The organism is Pseudomonas sp. FW300-N1A1 (genome assembly GCF_058789115.1).
Genome location: NZ_JBYTBK010000002.1, coordinates 176,446 through 192,715, shown reverse-complemented (window position 1 = coordinate 192,715; position 16,270 = coordinate 176,446). Strand labels below are relative to the sequence as shown.

The following is a 16,270-nucleotide window of genomic DNA, read 5'->3' as shown; positions in this document are numbered from 1 at the left end:
TCAGGAACGGCTGGAGTCCCAACCCACACACGCCACTCAATCAATGCAGGAGAGTCACCATGGCCAACACCTCGCTACGTAAAGCCTCATTGCAAAGCATGGAAGCCGAGATCGAGAGTCTGCTCAAGTCGCTGGAAAACCTGAAGAGTGATGCCTCGGACGAGTCGCTGAAAACCCTCAAAAGCCTGAAAGGCAACGCCGAGAACGCGCTGAGACACTCGCGCAGCCTGCTCAGCGATGCGTACGAAGAAGTCAAAGTCAAAACCCGTGAAACCGGGATCGCGACCCGCGATTATGCTCAGCAACACCCATGGACCACGACCGGTGTCGCGGTCGGCGCACTGGGTTTGCTGGCGGCTTATCTGCTGTGCAAACGCAGTCGCTAAAGCGTCTGCTGCAGCTCGTTCTTGAGCCATTGCGCCAACTGCCGAGCGCGCCCGTCCGCGGCGCGCTTGGGTAGCCACAATGCCAGTTGCGCCGGGGTTTCGGAAAAACCCCAGGGCGCCACCAGGCGACCGGCCTTCAAATCCTCGGCCACCAGCGGCTGCGGGGCAATCGCCACCCCCAGACCGGCCACCGCTGCCTCCAACAGGTAGTACAAATGCTCGAAACCCTGCCCGTACTTCAGCGCCCTGGCGTCAAGGTCATTACGTTGCGCCCAGCTGGGCCAGGCCTGCGGGCGTGAGGTGGTGTGCAGCAAGGGTTCGTTGAGCAGGGCACTGGCCGGTGCCTGGCGCAACGCTTCGTAACCGGCAAAGCGGGGGCTCAGCACCGGGCCGATGCGCTCGCTGGTCAGCTCATACACGTGCATGTCCGCCGGCCAGGGCGGCTCGGCAAACACCAGCAAGGCATCCAGCCCCGGTCGACGCGGGTCGAGATCGCCTTCCCCCGCCGACAGGTGCAAGCGCAGATCCGGCAGGTCGGCATTCAGCCGGCCCAGGCGCGGTATGAACCAGCGCGCCAGCAAGCTGCCGGAACACCCCAGCACGAACGGCGCATCGGCATGGCCTTGGGTCAGTTCGCTGCACACCGTGCGCAAGCGCTCAAAGGCCTCGCCGCTGGCATCGCGTAAACGCACACCCGCATCTGTGAGTTTCAGGCCGCGCCCGTCCTTGACGAACAGGCTGACCCCCAGATGCGCCTCCAGCACTTTCAATTGCCGGCTGACCGCACCATGGGTGACGTGCAATTGCTCCGCCGCCTGACTGACGCTGTTCAAGCGGGCCGTCGCCTCAAAGGCGCGCAAGGCGTTGAGCGGGGGAAGGTCGTGGCTCATTTGATCTGTGAGTTTTCCTGACAGGTTGTGGCGATCTTATCGGTTTTCAGCGCAGAACGTCAGGGGTAGAGTGAACCCCATTGTCACTTCATGCATTCACCTGGAGCGCCCCATGACCCAGACTAATCTGCGCAACGGCCCTGATGCCAACGGCCTGTTTGGCGCGTTCGGCGGCCGCTACGTTGCCGAAACCCTGATGCCGTTGATCCTCGACCTGGCCCGCGAATACGAAGCCGCCAAGGAAGATCCTGCATTCAAGGAAGAACTGGCCTACTTCCAGCGCGATTACGTCGGACGCCCAAGCCCGCTGTACTTTGCCGAACGCCTGACCGAGTTCTGCGGTGGCGCCAAGATTTACCTCAAGCGCGAAGAGCTGAACCACACTGGCGCGCACAAGATCAACAACTGCATCGGCCAGATTCTGCTGGCGCGACGCATGGGCAAGAAACGCATCATCGCCGAGACCGGCGCCGGCATGCACGGCGTGGCCACGGCCACCGTGGCCGCGCGCTTTGGCCTGGACTGCGTGATCTACATGGGCACCACGGACATCGAACGCCAACAGGCCAACGTGTTCCGCATGAAACTGCTGGGCGCCGAAGTCATCCCGGTGGTGGCGGGTACCGGCACCCTGAAAGACGCGATGAATGAAGCCCTGCGCGACTGGGTCACCAACGTCGACAGCACGTTCTACCTGATCGGCACTGTGGCCGGTCCGCACCCGTACCCGGCAATGGTCCGCGACTTCCAGGCCGTGATCGGCAAGGAAACCCGCGAGCAGCTGCAAGCCCAGGAAGGCCGCCTGCCGGACAGCCTGGTGGCGTGCATCGGCGGTGGCTCCAATGCCATGGGCCTGTTCCACCCGTTCCTTGATGACAAGAGCGTCGAGATCATCGGTGTCGAAGCCGCTGGCTACGGCATTGAAACCGGCAAGCACGCTGCCAGCCTGAACGGCGGCGTACCCGGTGTACTGCACGGCAACCGTACCTTCCTGCTGCAGGACGACGATGGCCAGATCATCGACGCCCACTCGATCTCCGCTGGCCTCGACTACCCGGGCATCGGCCCTGAACACGCCTGGTTGCATGACATCGGCCGCGTTCAGTACACCTCGGTGACCGACGACGAAGCCCTCGCAGCCTTCCACCAATGCTGCCGCCTGGAAGGGATTATTCCTGCATTGGAAAGCGCCCACGCCCTGGCCGAGGTGTTCAAACGCGCACCGACCTTGCCCAAGGATCATCTGATGGTGGTCAACCTGTCCGGTCGTGGCGACAAAGACATGCAAACTGTGATGCACCATATGGAACAGTCCCAGCAGGAGAAACACTGATGAGCCGCCTGCAAAAGCGCTTTGCCGAACTCAAGGAACAGAACCGCGCGGCCCTGGTGACCTTCGTCACCGCTGGTGATCCGAGCTACGACACCTCCCTGGCAATCCTCAAGGGCCTGCCAGCAGCGGGTGCCGATGTGATCGAGTTGGGCATGCCCTTCACCGACCCGATGGCCGATGGCCCGGCGATCCAGCTCGCCAACATCCGCGCCTTGGGCGCCAAACAGAACCTGGCGAAAACCCTGCAAATGGTTCGCGAGTTCCGTGAAGGCAACAACGACACGCCACTGGTGCTGATGGGTTACTTCAACCCGATCCACCATTACGGCGTTCCGCGCTTCATCGCGGATGCCAAGGAAGCCGGCGTTGATGGCCTGATCGTGGTCGACATGCCACCCGAGCATAACGGCGAGCTGTGCGACCCGGCACAAGCGGCAGGCATCGATTTCATCCGCCTGACCACCCCGACCACCGACGACGTGCGCCTGCCGACCGTGCTCAACGGCAGCTCCGGATTCGTTTACTACGTATCGGTGGCGGGCGTGACGGGCGCAGGTGCAGCCACCCTGGAACACGTCGAAGAAGCGGTGACCCGTCTGCGTCGCCATACCGACCTGCCGATCAGCATCGGCTTCGGTATCCGTACCCCAGAGCAAGCGGCTTCCATCGCCCGCCTGGCGGACGGTGTAGTTGTAGGCTCGGCGCTGATCGACCACATCGCCAATGCGGCCACGCCGCAGCAAGCCATCGATGACGTATTGCGCCTGTGTTCAGCGTTGTCCGAGGGCGTGCGCAACGCTCGCGTCGGTTGACACCTGCCGGATCGTTCCCGCGTTCCCGCGTTCGCGCGCGGGAGCGATCCAGATCGCTCAAAAAATCGACAAATCCAGCGGCCGGATCGCCCCCATCCAGACCGCGTGGTCGGTGTGATCGGCCAGGTCATCACCGGTATCGGGGTGCAAGAACACCACCAAACCTTTGCGATTGAGCGCGAGCCACGGCAACACCATGCCCAGGTACTGCGGCTCAAACGCCAACTGACAACTCCAGTCTGGATGCGGGCCGACAGGCCGTTCGTGAACCCGCCCCATCTTCAGCGGAAACAGCTGCGCAGCCTGCTCACACAAGGCCCGCGCCTGGTCGATCGTGTTCGCGTCGAAATAAACGTGGGCATGGTAGCCCTTGATCCTTTGCATAGTGCTCTCGTGTATCGGAATTCATTTCCCCGACACAACGCTACACCGCAATCGCCGGCAGGGCCAAGCCCGTCAGCGAGTCCGCGCGCGCGGTGAAAAAACAGAAATTCGTGACCTTCCTCGGCTGGACCCCGCACCCGATGAACGTGCAACTGAATATGCGCTACCTCAAGGGTGGCGAGAAATACTTCGGTGACACCGGCAGCGTCCACACCCTGACCCGCAAAGGTTATGCACAGGCCTGCCCGAATGTCGGCAAACTGCTGACCAACCTGAGCTTCACCCAGGCAATGGAAAACAGCATCATGGCCGAGGTGGTGAACAGGAAGATCAGTAACGCCGACGCTGCGAAAACCTGGATCAAGGCCAACCCGGCGGTCCTGGACAAGTGGCTGGATGGCGTGAAGGCCGTGGATGGCAAAGATGCATTGCCGGCCGTCAAAGCCAAGCTCTGAAAGCCGTCGGATCACCTGTGGCGAGGGAGCTTGCTCCCGCTCGAGCGCGAAGCGGTCGCAAACCCGAACACCGCATTGCACCCGAGAGAGCCGGGGTTGGCGGTTTTGGGTTGCTTTGCAACCCAGCGGGAGCAAGCTCCCTCGCCACAATGCTTTATCCTGTCGCCTTTGAACGATTCCGACCAAGAGGCCCCATGGCAATCCCCAGTCGCCATTCGCTCTTTCCCTTCCTTCGCTGGCTGCCCCGGCAAACCCGCGCCAGCGTTGGTCGTGACCTGGTTGTAGGCCTGAATGGGGCGATTCTTGCGTTACCGCAATCCATTGCCTACGCCCTGATCGCTGGCCTGCCGCCGGAATATGGCCTTTATGCGGCCATCGTCCCGGTCCTGATCGCCTGTCTGTGGGGCTCGTCCTGGCATTTGATCTGTGGCCCTACGGCAGCCATCTCCATTGTTCTGTACGCCAGTGTCAGTCCTCTGGCTGTGCCCGAGTCACAGGACTACATCACACTGATCCTGTTGCTGACGTTCCTCGCTGGCGTTTTCCAGTGGCTGCTCGGCCTGCTGCGCTTCGGCGCCCTGGTGAACTTCGTCTCCCATTCCGTAGTGCTGGGGTTCACCCTGGGCGCGGCGGTGGTGATCGCCCTCGGGCAGTTGCCCAACCTGCTGGGGCTGGACCTGCCGAATCAGGCGACTGCGCTCAACAGCCTGGTGTCGTTGGTCAACCATGTCGATGCGCTGGATAAACCGTCGCTGGTGCTGGGGCTCGGCACACTGGCTGTGGGCATCGCCCTGAAACTGCTGCTGCCTCGCTGGCCGAGCCTGCTGATCACGCTGGTACTCAGCGCAGTCGTCGTGTGGCTGTGGCCCTCGATGTTTGGCCATGTGCATCTGGTCAGTTCGTTCGTCGGCCGCTGGCCACCCCTGAGTCCATTGCCACTGGACCTGGACCTGGTGTTGCGTCTGCTGCCCAGCGCGGTGGCCGTCGGCATGCTCGGGCTGGTGACCAGTCTGTCGATCGCCCGCTCGTTGTCGGCACGCTCACAACAGTTGCTCGATGCGAACCAGGAGGTTCGCGCGCAGGGCCTTTCCAATATCGTTGGCAGTTTTTTCTCAGGTTCCTTGTCGGCCGGCTCCTTCACCCGTTCGGGCTTGAGTTATGAGGCGGGGGCCTGCTCCCCCCTGGCCGGGGTGTTCTCCGCGCTGTGGGTAGCGTTGTTCGCCATGGCCGGCGCGTCTCTCATCGCGCAGATCCCGATCCCCGCCATGGCCGGCAGCATTTTGCTGATTTGTTGGGGGTTGGTGGATCATCGCGGCATTCGGGCATTGTTCCGGGTCAGCCGGGCCGAATTCGTGGTGATGGCACTGACTTGCGTCGCCACGCTGTTGCTGGAGCTGCAAACAGCGATCTACGCCGGGGTTCTGGTGTCGCTGTTTTTCTACCTCAAGCGCACTTCGCAGCCCCGCGTGCAGCAATGGCACGAAGGCGATGAAGAGATTCTGCGGGTAGGCGGCTCGATTTTTTTCGGCGCCAGCCATTACCTGCAAGTACGCCTGCAACGCACGAAAGGCCTGAAGGTGGTGATTGAGGCCCAGTACATCAACTTCATCGACTATTCTGGCGTGGAAATGCTGCACCAGGAAGCACGCAGGTTGCTCAGGCAGGACCGCAGCCTGACCCTGCGTCGAGCACGTGGGCATGTGGTCGAGGAACTGAGAAAACTCGAAGGGGCGCAGAAGTGCCCGATCCGGTTTGAGGACTGATCCAGCATTGGCGTCTTGGCCATTCGCGGGCTTGCCCGCGAAGTCATTACAGCGCCAGCTGGCGTCGCAACTCGGCCAGCACCGGCGCCGTATCCGGACGCACACCACGCCACAGGAAAAAGGCCTCAGCCGCCTGCTCGGCGAGCATGCCCAAGCCATCCATCGCCACGGCGGCGCCCTGTTCGCTGGCCCAACGGCAGAACGAGGTGGGATCCTTGCCGTACATCATGTCGTAGCACACCGTCTTGCCGGGTTCGATCAGGCTGCTGGCAATGGGCGGTACATCACCTGACAGGCTGGCCGACGTCGCATTGATGATCAGGTCCACCGGCTCACGCAGCCAGTCGAAACCACTGGCAGACACAGGCCCCAGATCGGCGAACAGCTCAGCCAGCCGTTCAGCCTTTTCCACCGTACGATTGGCGATGATCACCGACGATGGCTGCTCGGCCAGTAGCGGTTCCAGTGCGCCCCGTACCGCGCCGCCAGCGCCCAGCAGCAGAATGCGTTTACCGCGCAAGCTGAACCCGGCGTTGACTGTCAGGTCCCGCACCAGCCCGGCACCATCGGTGTTGTCTCCCAACAGACTGCCATCGGCCAGTTTACTCAGGGTGTTGACCGCCCCGGCCCGCTGCGCCCGCGCTGTCAGGCTATCGGCCAGGCGATAGGCCTCTTCCTTGAACGGCACCGTGACATTGGCACCGCACCCGTCGCTGAAAAACGCCCGGGCACAGCCTGCAAAGTCATCCAGTGGCGCCAACAGAGTGTTGTAGTCCAGGTGCTGAGCGGTCTGTTTGGCGAACAGGCGATGGATCAATGGCGATTTGCTGTGACCAATCGGGTTACCGAAAACGACATAACGGTCCATCGGGATTCCTCGTTCAGGCCTCAGCCAGCCAGTCGCGGTCTTGCAGGAAATACTCGGTCAGGCGCGCTTCTTCGCTGCCAGGCTCGGGCTTCCAGTCATAGCCCCAACGGACTTGCGGCGGCAACGACATCAGGATCGACTCGGTACGCCCGCCCGATTGCAGGCCGAACAGGGTGCCTCGGTCGTAAACCAGATTGAACTCGACGTAACGCCCACGGCGGAATTCCTGGAACTCGCGCTGTTGCTCGGTGAAGGCCTGGGCCTTGCGCATTTGCATGATCGGCAGGTAGGCGTCGATGTAGGCATCGCCAATGGCGCGCATAAAGGCGAAGCAGGTGTCGAAGTCCCACTCGTTCAGGTCATCGAAGAACAAGCCGCCGATGCCCCGGGGTTCATTGCGATGCTTGATGTGAAAGTAGCTATCGCACCAGTCCTTGTACCGACTGTAGACGTCCGGCCCGAACGGCGCGCACGCCTCGGCAGCCACGCGATGCCAGTGCACGCAGTCTTCTTCATTGCCGTAGTAAGGCGTCAGGTCGAAGCCTCCGCCAAACCACCAGACCGGCTCTTCACCTTCTTTTTCAGCGATGAAAAAGCGCACATTGGCGTGGGAAGTCGGCACATGAGGATTGTGCGGGTGAATCACCAGCGACACGCCGAGGGCTTCGAAGCCGCGTCCGGCCAATTCTGGCCGATGAGCACTGGCGGACGGCGGAAGACCACTGCCAAAGACGTGGGAAAAATTGACGCCGCCTTTCTCGATCACTGCGCCGTTCTCGATCACCCGCGTTCGACCGCCACCGCCGGCTGGCCGGGTCCAGGCGTCTTCGACGAAGTGCGTGCCACCGTCTTCGGTTTCCAGCGCAGCACAAATGCGGTCTTGCAGGTCGAGCAGGTAGGCTTTAACGGCTTCGGTGCGGGTAGTCATGGCATCACCTTGAATCGGGCAAAGCTACGCGGCGCTCGATCAGAACGGCGGCCAGCGCAAATGGGTGCGTAGCATACCACTGCACCCGTGCCCGCCGCAGTTGACGAAGATCAAGCTTAGGAGTCCGATAGGGCGCTACGCAACACCACCCAAGGAGAGTGCAGATGGCCAAACGTATCCAGTTCCGCGCCCATGGCGGCCCCGAAGTGCTTGAGTATGTGGATTATCAGCCGACCGAACCGGGCCCGCAGCAGGTGCGTGTCAGTAACAAGGCCATCGGCCTGAACTTCATCGACACCTACTTCCGGAGCGGGCTCTATGCTCCGCCAGCCCTGCCATCGGGCCTTGGCGCAGAAGGTGCTGGCGTGGTCGATGCGGTGGGCCGTGACGTGACGCGCTTCAAGGTCGGTGACCGCGTGGCGTATGGCAGCGGCCCGCTGGGGGCCTACAGCGACCTGCATACCTTGCCGCAAGACAACCTGGTGCACCTGCCGGATGCCATCAGCTTCGAACAGGCCGCAGGCGTCATGCTCAAAGGGCTGACCGTGCAGTACCTGTTGCGTCAGACCTACGAATTCAAGGGTGGCGAAACCATCCTGTTCCACGCCGCTGCCGGGGGTGTCGGTTCGTTGGCCTGCCAATGGGCCAAGGCCTTGGGTGTGAAGCTGATAGGCACCGTCAGCTCCCCCGAAAAAGCTGCACTGGCCAAGGCCAACGGTGCCTGGGCGACGATCGACTACAGCCATGAAGACGTCGCTCAACGGGTGCTGGAGCTGACAGACGGCAAGAAGTGTCCGGTGGTCTACGACGGCGTCGGCAAGGACACCTGGCTGACCTCGCTCGATTGCACGGCACCACGCGGGTTGGTAGTGAGCTTCGGCAACGCCTCGGGAGCGGTGGACGGAGTGAACCTGGGGATTCTGGCGGCGAAGGGCTCGCTGTATGTCACCCGTCCCACCCTGGGGACTTACGCCAACAACGCTGAAAACCTGCAAACCATGGCCGATGAGCTGTTTGCAATGATCATCGACGGCAAGCTCAGGGTCGACATCAGCCAGCGTTACTCACTGGCTGACGCGGCGAAGGCGCAGACCGAGTTGTCGGCACGACGCACTACTGGGTCGACAGTGTTGCTGCCTTAAACCTGAAGGGCGGCGAGGGGACATCCCCCTCGTCGCAGGGCCTCAGCCCGCGCGCACCACCTGGCCGGTCGCAAGGTCGCGTATCACGCTCGGATTTTTACGGCCGCCCAGATTCCCGCCGAGCACCAGGTCGACTTGCCCGCGGAAATACTGCTCGACGCGAATCCGCGTGCGCGCCGCCGGCCGCCCCTGAGGGTTGGCGGAGGTCGACACCAGTGGCCCGATCAACGCGCACAAATCCCGAACCAGCGGGTGATCGCTGACACGCAACGCCACGGTCTCATGGACCCCGGTGATCCATTGCGGCAGCAGGTTCTGATGGGGGACCAGCCAGGTGTTCGGCCCCGGCCAGGTACTGGCCATGCGATCGAGCCACAGTTCCGGGAAATCTTCGAACAAGAAGTCGAACTGGCGAATATTGTCGGCAATCAGGATCAGGCCCTTGTCCACCGAGCGCCCCTTGATCGCCAGCAAGCGATACACCGCCTCTTCGTCCCACGGGTCGCACCCCAGGCCCCACACAGCTTCGGTTGGATAGGCAATCACCGCGCCTGCGCGAACTGCTTGTGCGGCTTGTTGCACACGCCAACTGTTGACCATGACCGACTCTCCAAAAATAAGCTGCGCGCAGTTTACCGATCTTCCTTACAAAACCCAGCTCATGAAACTAGCTTAGGCGTGCAAACCAGCGTCCGCCTTCGCACACCGCTCGCCCATCCATTTCCAGCTCGGTCAGTGCGACCAGGACCTTGGGCAAGGGCCAACCGGCTGCATCGGCCAGGGCTTCGCTGGTATGTGCCGCCGCAAACAGCAGGCACAGCAGCGGGTGCTCGACAGGTTCCGGTGCCTCTGTGGATAACGGCAGATGTTGCCAACCGCGCAGGCCTTCGAGAATGTGCTCGATGGTTTCCACCAGCACCGCGCCATCGCGAATCAATTGATGACAGCCACGGGCAGCGGGGTGATGGATCGACCCTGGAATCGCGTAGACCTCGCGCCCTTGCTCCGCCGCCAGCCTTGCCGTGATCAACGAGCCGCTGGCGACGCTGGCCTCGACCACCAGCACGCCGAGGGACAAGCCACTGATGATCCGGTTGCGGCGCGGGAAGTTGCTGGCGTGCGGACCGGCATCCAGCGGGAACTCGGAAACCACCGCACTGCCGTGCGCGATCATTGCGTCAAAAATTCGTCGATTACGCTGTGGATAAAATTTTTCCAGGCCCGTGCCGAGCACCCCGACCGTTTGCCCTCCGACATCCAGAGCGGCTTGATGGGCGACGGCATCGATACCCAGCGCCAGGCCGCTGGTGATGACAAAACCGGCGCCCGCCAGGCTCCGTGAAAATGCTACGGCGGTGTCCATTCCCGGTCTCGATGCGCGCCGGCTGCCGACGATCGCCAATTGCGGTTTGTCCAGGATCGCGGGGGCACCCGCGACAAACAACAGCGGTGGCGGATCACTGATCTCGGCCAGCAATGCCGGGTAGCCTGGCTGGCCAAGCATCAATAAATGCTGGTCCTCATGCTCTAGCCAGGTCAATGCGTGATAGGCAGCATCACGAATCAGCGGACTGCGCCGGGCCTCGGCACACGCCACTGGCAACCCCAGGGCGCGCCAGGCACTGGCCGGCGCACTGATGGCTTTGGAGGCCGAGCCAAAGGCTTCCAGCAGCTTTTGAAACCGTCGCGGGCCGAGCTCCGGCAGGCGATGCAAACGTAAACGGGCTTCCAGTTCCGCCGGTGAAACCGACGCGCATGCGGACTGCGACATAAGATCATCCTTGATCGTGAGCGGCCCTGTAGGGCCAGGAACAAGCTGTGGATAAGTCTGTTGGTAACTTGTTGAGCCTTTTACGGATTACGCACCTTGTCCATCACCGCCAGGGAACGCGAAGCACTGAGCACCAGGCCATAGCTGAGCTTTTCGTAGGTCCGGAAAACCATCAACAGACCGGCGCGCTCATCGGGCATTTTCACTTCATCGCCGGCCACTTGGTCGCGCACGGTCTCACCGGTCTTCATCACCGCCAACACGTTGCCCTCGGTCAACCCGTCGCGACGCCCCTTGTTGAGGGTCACCACATCCAGCACACCGATCTGGGTCACGCCCCGCGGCACGTCGATGATCAAGCCCTGAACCTCGGAAGCGGGGGCAGCGGGCATGAAGGTCGAATTGATCGCCCGTTCCTCGCCACTCAACAGCCGATCACCGAGTCGAACCTCTTGGGTAGTACGCTGCAAGGCGAGGGTGGTGATATCACCCTGGGTATCGATGATCTCGCCCGTGCCGATGTCATCGGCGTTGATGCCTAATAGCTCCTGGCTCTGCGGATCGGTGTACACCTTGCCCTGACGGAAGATGCCGTACACCGACTGAGCTGGATCAAAGGTGCCGCGGGCGAACACCCGGTCACCGCCGCCACTGAGCACCCGCTCGTCGTCACCGGCCACGACGTAGGGCGCGCGGTCGAAATCCTGCGCCTTGTCGACGATGCGGTTGCCCAGCAGGAAGCTGTTGATCGCATGCAGCGGAATGCTGGCGATGGCGTCGACCATGGGCACGCGGCGAATCTGTGGTGAAAGCTTGACGGTGCCCCGCGAGGTGCCACGATTGAGGGTCAGGCGTGGCTGCCCGTCGATGTAGACCAGCGACAGTGTGTCGCCGGGGTAGATGAGGTTGGGGTTTTCAATGTGCGGGTTGACCTGCCAGATCTCGGGCCATTTCCAGGGCTCATGCAGGTATTTGCCGGAGATGTCCCAGAGTGTGTCACCGACCAAGACGGTGTATTGCGCAGGAAAACCCTCGCGAAGTTGTACTTGCCCGTGCGCGAAACCGGCCGAGACCAGAAGCAGCAGGGCGAGTAGTGATTTCCTCATGCGGTGAATCCCTTTATTATGTAGGTTCGCGTAAAACGCCAGAGCCTCTGTGGCTCGCTCCCCAGGGGGCGACGTTTTACAGCCGTCGCCGGCCTCATCGCAGCCACCAGGCGATCGGCCCTGACCTTACTTCACACGTGCAGCAATTACGCTTATGGCCATTTTGAACATCCTCGAATTCCCCGACCCGCGCCTGCGTACGATCGCCAAACCGGTGACCGTAGTGGACGACGAAGTGCGGCAGTTGGTCGATGACATGTTTGAAACAATGTATGAAGCCCCAGGCATCGGCCTCGCAGCGACCCAGGTCAACGTGCATAAACGTATCGTGGTCATGGACCTGTCCGAAGACCGTAGCGAACCCCGGGTGTTCATCAACCCCGAATTCGAAACCCTGACCGACGAGATGGATCAGTATCAGGAAGGCTGCCTCTCGGTACCGGGCTTCTATGAAAACGTCGATCGCCCGCAGAAGGTCAAGATCAAGGCCCTGGATCGCGACGGCAAGCCGTACGAGCTCATCGCCGAAGGCCTGCTGGCGGTGTGCATCCAGCATGAATGCGACCACCTGAACGGCAAATTGTTCGTCGACTACCTGTCCACGCTCAAACGCGACCGGATCAAGAAGAAGCTGGAAAAGCTCCATCGCCAGAACGCTTGATTCCTTTCTTCCAAAGGCTTGCTGCGGCAAGCCTTTTTCTTTTGTGACCGTTTTGTAATCGAGAGTTTCAATGACTGAGCCACTGCGCATCGTCTTTGCCGGCACCCCCGAATTTGCCGCCGAACACCTCAAGGCCCTGCTCGACAGCCCTTACGAGATCGTCGCGGTCTACACCCAGCCGGACCGTCCGGCAGGTCGCGGGCAAAAACTGATGCCCAGCCCGGTCAAGCAATTGGCTCTGGAACACAACATCCCGGTGCTGCAACCGCCGACCTTGCGCAATGCCGAGGCTCAGGCAGAACTGGCGGCGCTGAAGCCGGACTTGATGGTGGTGGTCGCCTATGGCTTGATCCTGCCGCAAGTGGTGCTGGATATCCCGCGCCTGGGTTGCATCAACAGTCACGCCTCCCTGCTGCCACGCTGGCGCGGTGCGGCGCCGATCCAGCGCGCCGTCGAAGCGGGCGATGGTGAAAGCGGCGTGACCGTGATGCGCATGGAAGCCGGCCTGGACACCGGGCCGATGCTGCTCAAGGTCAGCACACCGATCAGCGCCCAGGACACCGGCGGCATGCTGCACGACCGCCTGGCCGAAATGGGTCCGCCCGCCGTGATCCAGGCCATTGCCGGGCTGGCGGCGGGGACGCTGGAGGGTGAAGTGCAGGACGACAGCCTCGCCACCTACGCCCACAAGTTGAACAAGGATGAGGCACGCATCGACTGGAGTCGCCCGGCCGTTGAGCTGGAACGCCTGGTTCGTGCGTTCAACCCGTGGCCGATCTGCCACAGCACGCTCAATGGCGAAGCCTTGAAAGTCCTCGCCGCCAGCCTGGCCGACGGCAAAGGCGCACCGGGCGAAGTCCTGGGCGCCAGCAAGGACGGCTTGATCGTTGCGTGCGGTGAGCAGGCGCTGTGCCTGACCCGCCTGCAATTGCCCGGTGGCAAGGCGCTTAACTTCAGCGACTTGTTCAATAGCCGTCGCGAGAAGTTCGCCATCGGTACCGTGCTCGGTCAAGCGGTAGACGCCCAATGAACCCACGTCTGGCCGCCGCCAAGGCATTGGCTGCCGTTCTCAGCGGAAAAGCCTCGCTCAACAGTTCTTTGCCGACGCAAATGGACAAGGTCGAAGACCGCGACCGCGGCTTCACCCAGGACCTGGCCTTTGGCACTGCACGCTGGCAGCCACGTTTGTCGGCGCTGGCGAGCACGCTGCTGCAAAAACCGTTCAAGGCCGCCGATGCCGATGTCGAGGCGCTGCTGCTGGTGGGGTTGTATCAGCTGCTTTACACCCGAGTCCCGGCCCACGCGGCCATCGGCGAAACCGTGGGGTGCGCCGACAAGCTGAAAAAACCATGGGCCAAGGCCCTGCTGAATGCTGTGTTGCGCCGCGCCCAGCGTGAGAGCGAAGCGCTGCTGGCCGAGCTTGAACACGACCCGGTGGTTCGCACCGCCCATCCGCGCTGGCTGCAAAAGTCCCTCAAGGCCTTCTGGCCTCAGCAGTGGGAAGCCATTTGCGCCGCGAACAACGCGCACCCGCCAATGATTCTGCGGGTCAACCGCCGCCATCATGCCCGCGATGCCTACCTCGCGTTGCTGGGCGATGCGGGGGTAGCGGCCCAGCCGTGCCCGTTCAGCCAGGACGGTATCGTGCTCGAGGAGCCAGGTGACGTGCGCAAGCTACCCGGCTTTGCCGAAGGCTGGATCAGCGTGCAGGACGAAGCCGCACAACTGGCCGCGGACCTGCTGGACCTGGCGCCAGGCCAACGGGTGCTCGATGCCTGCTGCGCACCGGGCGGCAAGACCTGCCACATTCTCGAAGTCGAGCCTGCACTCGCGGGCGTGGTGGCGGTGGACCTGGAAGCCAAACGCCTGGTACGGGTGAAGGAAAACCTTGAGCGACTGGGGCTGAACGCCGAACTGATCGCCGCCGATGGCCGCGACACCCAAGCCTGGTGGGACGGCAAGCCGTTCCAGCGCATCCTGCTCGATGCGCCATGCTCGGCCACTGGCGTGATTCGCCGCCATCCGGACATCAAGCTGACCCGTCAACCGGATGACATCGCGGCGTTGGCGGTGCTTCAGGGCGAACTGCTCGATGCCTTGTGGCCGACCCTGGAAGTCGGTGGCATTCTGCTTTACGCCACCTGCTCCACATTGCCCACCGAGAACACCGAAGTCATCGAAGCTTTCCTGGGCCGCACCCCGGGTGCTCGCGAACTGGACATCGCCAGCCAGGCCGGCATCAAGCAACCCCACGGCCGCCAGTTGCTCGCGCAAGAAGGTGGGCACGACGGGTTCTATTACGCCAAGCTGATCAAGATCGCCGCCACACGCGGCTAAACGGTTTTAAGGGAGTGACTGGATGAAGATCATCATCCTCGGCGCAGGTCAGGTTGGCGGTACGCTGGCAGAACACCTGGCCAGCGAAGCGAATGACATCACCGTGGTCGACACCGACGGCGAACGCCTGCGCGACCTCGGTGATCGCCTCGACATTCGGACGGTACAAGGGCGCGGCTCGTTGCCGACCGTGCTCCGTCAGGCGGGCGCCGATGACGCCGACATGCTGGTCGCGGTGACCAACAGCGACGAAACAAACATGGTCGCCTGCCAGGTCGCCCACACCCTGTTCCACACGCCGACCAAGATTGCCCGGGTTCGCGAAGCCGCGTACCTGACCCGCGCCGGCCTGTTCGACAACGATGCGATTCCGGTGGACGTGTTGATCAGCCCGGAACAAGTGGTGACCAACTACATCAAGCGCCTGATCGAACACCCCGGTGCCCTGCAGGTGATCGACTTCGCCGAGGGCAAGGCCCAACTGGTGGCGGTCAAGGCGTACTACGGCGGGCCACTGGTGGGTCATCAACTGCGTCAATTGCGCGAGCACATGCCCAACGTCGACACTCGCGTCGCGGCGATCTTCCGACGCGATCGCCCCCTCCTGCCGCAAGGCGATACGGTGATCGAAGCCGACGACGAAGTATTTTTCATCGCCGCCAAAGAGAACATTCGTGCGGTGATGAGCGAAATGCGCCGCCTCGATGAAAGCTACAAACGCATTGTGATCGCTGGTGGCGGGCAGATCGGCGAGCGCCTGGCCGAAGCCATCGAAAGCCGTTACCAAGTGAAGATCATCGAAATGAACCCGGCGCGCTGCCGCTACCTGTCGGACACCCTCGACAGCACGGTCGTATTGCAGGGCAGTGCCTCGGACCGCGACTTGCTGATGGAAGAGAACATCGCCGACGCCGATATCTTCTTGGCCCTGACCAACGACGACGAAGCCAACATCATGTCGTCGCTGCTGGCCAAGCGCCTGGGCGCGAAAAAGGTGATGACCATCATCAACAACCCGGCCTATGTCGACCTGATCCAGGGCGGTGACATCGACATTGCCATCAGCCCCCAGCTGGCGACCATCGGTACCTTGCTGGCGCACGTACGTCGCGGCGATATCGTCAGCGTGCATTCCCTGCGACGTGGCGCGGCAGAAGCCATCGAGGCCATTGCCCATGGCGATATGAAGTCGAGCAAGGTCATCGGCAAGGCCATCGAAAACATCGCCTTGCCGCCTGGCACCACCATCGGCGCGATCATTCGCGACGAAAAAGTGCTGATCGCCCACGACGACACCGTGATCGAAGCGGGCGACCACGTGATTCTGTTCCTTGTGGATAAAAAGCACATTCGCGATGTGGAGAAGTTATTCCACGTGGGGCTGAGCTTCTTCTGACCCACCGACTGACGCTCATTTGTGGCGAGGGAGCTTGC

16 protein-coding genes and 1 pseudogene are annotated in these 16,270 nt (G+C 62.2%); 10 read left to right on the top strand and 7 right to left on the bottom strand.

Going from position 1 to position 16,270, the window contains the following annotated elements:
• The first annotated feature begins 59 nt into the window (after positions 1-59).
• The gene (locus AC3WQN_RS03190) at positions 60-386 is read left to right on the top strand and encodes an ElaB/YgaM/YqjD family protein (RefSeq protein ID WP_103398638.1); all 327 of its coding nucleotides are present in this window, start codon (positions 60-62) and stop codon (positions 384-386) included.
• Here the strand turns inward: AC3WQN_RS03190 and AC3WQN_RS03185 are convergent.
• Complete coding sequence (locus tag AC3WQN_RS03185; RefSeq protein ID WP_095147024.1) at positions 383-1,276, bottom strand: LysR family transcriptional regulator; 894 nt, start codon at positions 1,274-1,276, stop codon at positions 383-385. The two genes, AC3WQN_RS03190 and AC3WQN_RS03185, sit on opposite strands and share 4 nt — an antisense overlap.
• Positions 1,277-1,388: 112 nt before the next feature.
• On the opposite strand from AC3WQN_RS03185, the gene trpB reads away from it, so the two are divergent.
• Together trpB and trpA are read left to right on the top strand one after the other, a co-directional pair.
• Entirely contained in the window at positions 1,389-2,609 is a 1,221-nt protein-coding gene (trpB, locus tag AC3WQN_RS03180; protein WP_095147023.1) for a tryptophan synthase subunit beta, read from the top strand.
• Positions 2,609-3,421 (top strand): tryptophan synthase subunit alpha, encoded by an 813-nt coding sequence (trpA, locus tag AC3WQN_RS03175; RefSeq protein WP_103398637.1) that lies wholly within the window; start codon positions 2,609-2,611, stop codon positions 3,419-3,421. Before trpB ends, trpA begins: the two co-directional genes overlap by 1 nt.
• A 57-nt stretch (positions 3,422-3,478) precedes the next feature.
• On the opposite strand, the gene AC3WQN_RS03170 is transcribed toward trpA, so the two are convergent.
• Positions 3,479-3,805 carry a DOPA 4,5-dioxygenase family protein gene (locus tag AC3WQN_RS03170; protein ID WP_103398636.1) on the bottom strand — a complete coding sequence of 109 codons (327 nt, stop codon included), beginning with the start codon at positions 3,803-3,805 and terminating at the stop codon, positions 3,479-3,481.
• Between the two features lie 71 nt (positions 3,806-3,876).
• Between AC3WQN_RS03170 and AC3WQN_RS03165 the strand changes: the two are divergent.
• Together AC3WQN_RS03165 and AC3WQN_RS03160 are read left to right on the top strand one after the other, a co-directional pair.
• Positions 3,877-4,260 (top strand): annotated as a pseudogene (locus tag AC3WQN_RS03165) (glycine betaine ABC transporter substrate-binding protein); the annotation flags it as partial.
• Between the two features lie 194 nt (positions 4,261-4,454).
• A complete protein-coding gene (locus tag AC3WQN_RS03160; protein ID WP_103398635.1) occupies positions 4,455-6,023 on the top strand; it encodes a SulP family inorganic anion transporter in 1,569 nt (522 codons plus the stop codon).
• Between the two features lie 46 nt (positions 6,024-6,069).
• Here the strand turns inward: AC3WQN_RS03160 and aroE are convergent, their stop codons facing one another.
• On the bottom strand, positions 6,070-6,891 hold the full coding sequence (aroE, locus tag AC3WQN_RS03155) for a shikimate dehydrogenase (protein ID WP_103398634.1): 822 nt from the start codon (positions 6,889-6,891) through the stop codon (positions 6,070-6,072).
• A 13-nt stretch (positions 6,892-6,904) separates the two neighbouring features.
• On the bottom strand, positions 6,905-7,819 hold the full coding sequence (gene hemF / locus AC3WQN_RS03150) for an oxygen-dependent coproporphyrinogen oxidase (RefSeq protein WP_103398633.1): 915 nt from the start codon (positions 7,817-7,819) through the stop codon (positions 6,905-6,907).
• Between the two features lie 164 nt (positions 7,820-7,983).
• Between hemF and AC3WQN_RS03145 the strand changes: the two genes are divergently transcribed.
• A complete protein-coding gene (locus AC3WQN_RS03145; protein WP_103398632.1) occupies positions 7,984-8,961 on the top strand; it encodes an NADPH:quinone reductase in 978 nt (325 codons plus the stop codon).
• A gap of 42 nt (positions 8,962-9,003) precedes the next feature.
• On the opposite strand, the gene tsaC is transcribed toward AC3WQN_RS03145, so the two are convergent.
• The 3 genes from tsaC to AC3WQN_RS03130 all read right to left on the bottom strand — a co-directional run bounded on the left by tsaC (position 9,004) and on the right by AC3WQN_RS03130 (position 11,838).
• Positions 9,004-9,561, bottom strand: a complete 558-nt coding sequence (tsaC, locus tag AC3WQN_RS03140) for an L-threonylcarbamoyladenylate synthase type 1 TsaC (protein WP_103398631.1) — start codon at positions 9,559-9,561, stop codon at positions 9,004-9,006.
• Positions 9,562-9,628: 67 nt separating this feature from the next.
• Positions 9,629-10,732 carry a DNA-processing protein DprA gene (gene dprA, locus AC3WQN_RS03135; protein WP_103398630.1) on the bottom strand — a complete coding sequence of 368 codons (1,104 nt, stop codon included), beginning with the start codon at positions 10,730-10,732 and terminating at the stop codon, positions 9,629-9,631.
• An 80-nt stretch (positions 10,733-10,812) separates the two neighbouring features.
• On the bottom strand, positions 10,813-11,838 hold the full coding sequence (locus AC3WQN_RS03130; RefSeq protein WP_103398629.1) for a LysM peptidoglycan-binding domain-containing protein: 1,026 nt from the start codon (positions 11,836-11,838) through the stop codon (positions 10,813-10,815).
• Positions 11,839-11,992: 154 nt separating this feature from the next.
• Between AC3WQN_RS03130 and def the strand changes: the two genes are divergently transcribed.
• The 4 genes from def (at position 11,993) to trkA (ending at position 16,232) form a co-directional block, all read left to right on the top strand.
• Entirely contained in the window at positions 11,993-12,499 is a 507-nt protein-coding gene (def, locus tag AC3WQN_RS03125; protein ID WP_095080986.1) for a peptide deformylase, read from the top strand.
• A gap of 70 nt (positions 12,500-12,569) precedes the next feature.
• Positions 12,570-13,529 (top strand): methionyl-tRNA formyltransferase, encoded by a 960-nt coding sequence (gene fmt, locus AC3WQN_RS03120; protein ID WP_103398628.1) that lies wholly within the window; start codon positions 12,570-12,572, stop codon positions 13,527-13,529.
• A complete protein-coding gene (gene rsmB / locus AC3WQN_RS03115) occupies positions 13,526-14,836 on the top strand; it encodes a 16S rRNA (cytosine(967)-C(5))-methyltransferase RsmB (protein WP_095080988.1) in 1,311 nt (436 codons plus the stop codon). The genes fmt and rsmB overlap by 4 nt, the downstream gene beginning before the upstream one ends.
• Before the next feature lie 22 nt (positions 14,837-14,858).
• Entirely contained in the window at positions 14,859-16,232 is a 1,374-nt protein-coding gene (gene trkA / locus AC3WQN_RS03110; protein WP_103398627.1) for a Trk system potassium transporter TrkA, read from the top strand.
• Positions 16,233-16,270: the final 38 nt, after the last annotated feature.

Bases quoted from the DNA above. Each gene is read 5' to 3' on its own strand.
- trpB (WP_095147023.1), top strand. From the start codon at position 1,389: ATGACCCAGACTAATCTGCGCAACGGCCCTGATGCCAACGGCCTGTTT.
- hemF (WP_103398633.1), bottom strand. From the start codon at position 7,819: ATGACTACCCGCACCGAAGCCGTTAAAGCCTACCTGCTCGACCTGCAA.
- AC3WQN_RS03130 (WP_103398629.1), bottom strand. From the start codon at position 11,838: ATGAGGAAATCACTACTCGCCCTGCTGCTTCTGGTCTCGGCCGGTTTC.
- trpA (WP_103398637.1), top strand. From the start codon at position 2,609: ATGAGCCGCCTGCAAAAGCGCTTTGCCGAACTCAAGGAACAGAACCGC.
- AC3WQN_RS03185 (WP_095147024.1), bottom strand. From the start codon at position 1,276: ATGAGCCACGACCTTCCCCCGCTCAACGCCTTGCGCGCCTTTGAGGCG.
- trkA (WP_103398627.1), top strand. From the start codon at position 14,859: ATGAAGATCATCATCCTCGGCGCAGGTCAGGTTGGCGGTACGCTGGCA.
- AC3WQN_RS03145 (WP_103398632.1), top strand. From the start codon at position 7,984: ATGGCCAAACGTATCCAGTTCCGCGCCCATGGCGGCCCCGAAGTGCTT.
- tsaC (WP_103398631.1), bottom strand. From the start codon at position 9,561: ATGGTCAACAGTTGGCGTGTGCAACAAGCCGCACAAGCAGTTCGCGCA.
- dprA (WP_103398630.1), bottom strand. From the start codon at position 10,732: ATGTCGCAGTCCGCATGCGCGTCGGTTTCACCGGCGGAACTGGAAGCC.
- def (WP_095080986.1), top strand. From the start codon at position 11,993: ATGGCCATTTTGAACATCCTCGAATTCCCCGACCCGCGCCTGCGTACG.
- rsmB (WP_095080988.1), top strand. From the start codon at position 13,526: ATGAACCCACGTCTGGCCGCCGCCAAGGCATTGGCTGCCGTTCTCAGC.
- AC3WQN_RS03160 (WP_103398635.1), top strand. From the start codon at position 4,455: ATGGCAATCCCCAGTCGCCATTCGCTCTTTCCCTTCCTTCGCTGGCTG.
- fmt (WP_103398628.1), top strand. From the start codon at position 12,570: ATGACTGAGCCACTGCGCATCGTCTTTGCCGGCACCCCCGAATTTGCC.
- AC3WQN_RS03190 (WP_103398638.1), top strand. From the start codon at position 60: ATGGCCAACACCTCGCTACGTAAAGCCTCATTGCAAAGCATGGAAGCC.
- aroE (WP_103398634.1), bottom strand. From the start codon at position 6,891: ATGGACCGTTATGTCGTTTTCGGTAACCCGATTGGTCACAGCAAATCG.
- AC3WQN_RS03170 (WP_103398636.1), bottom strand. From the start codon at position 3,805: ATGCAAAGGATCAAGGGCTACCATGCCCACGTTTATTTCGACGCGAAC.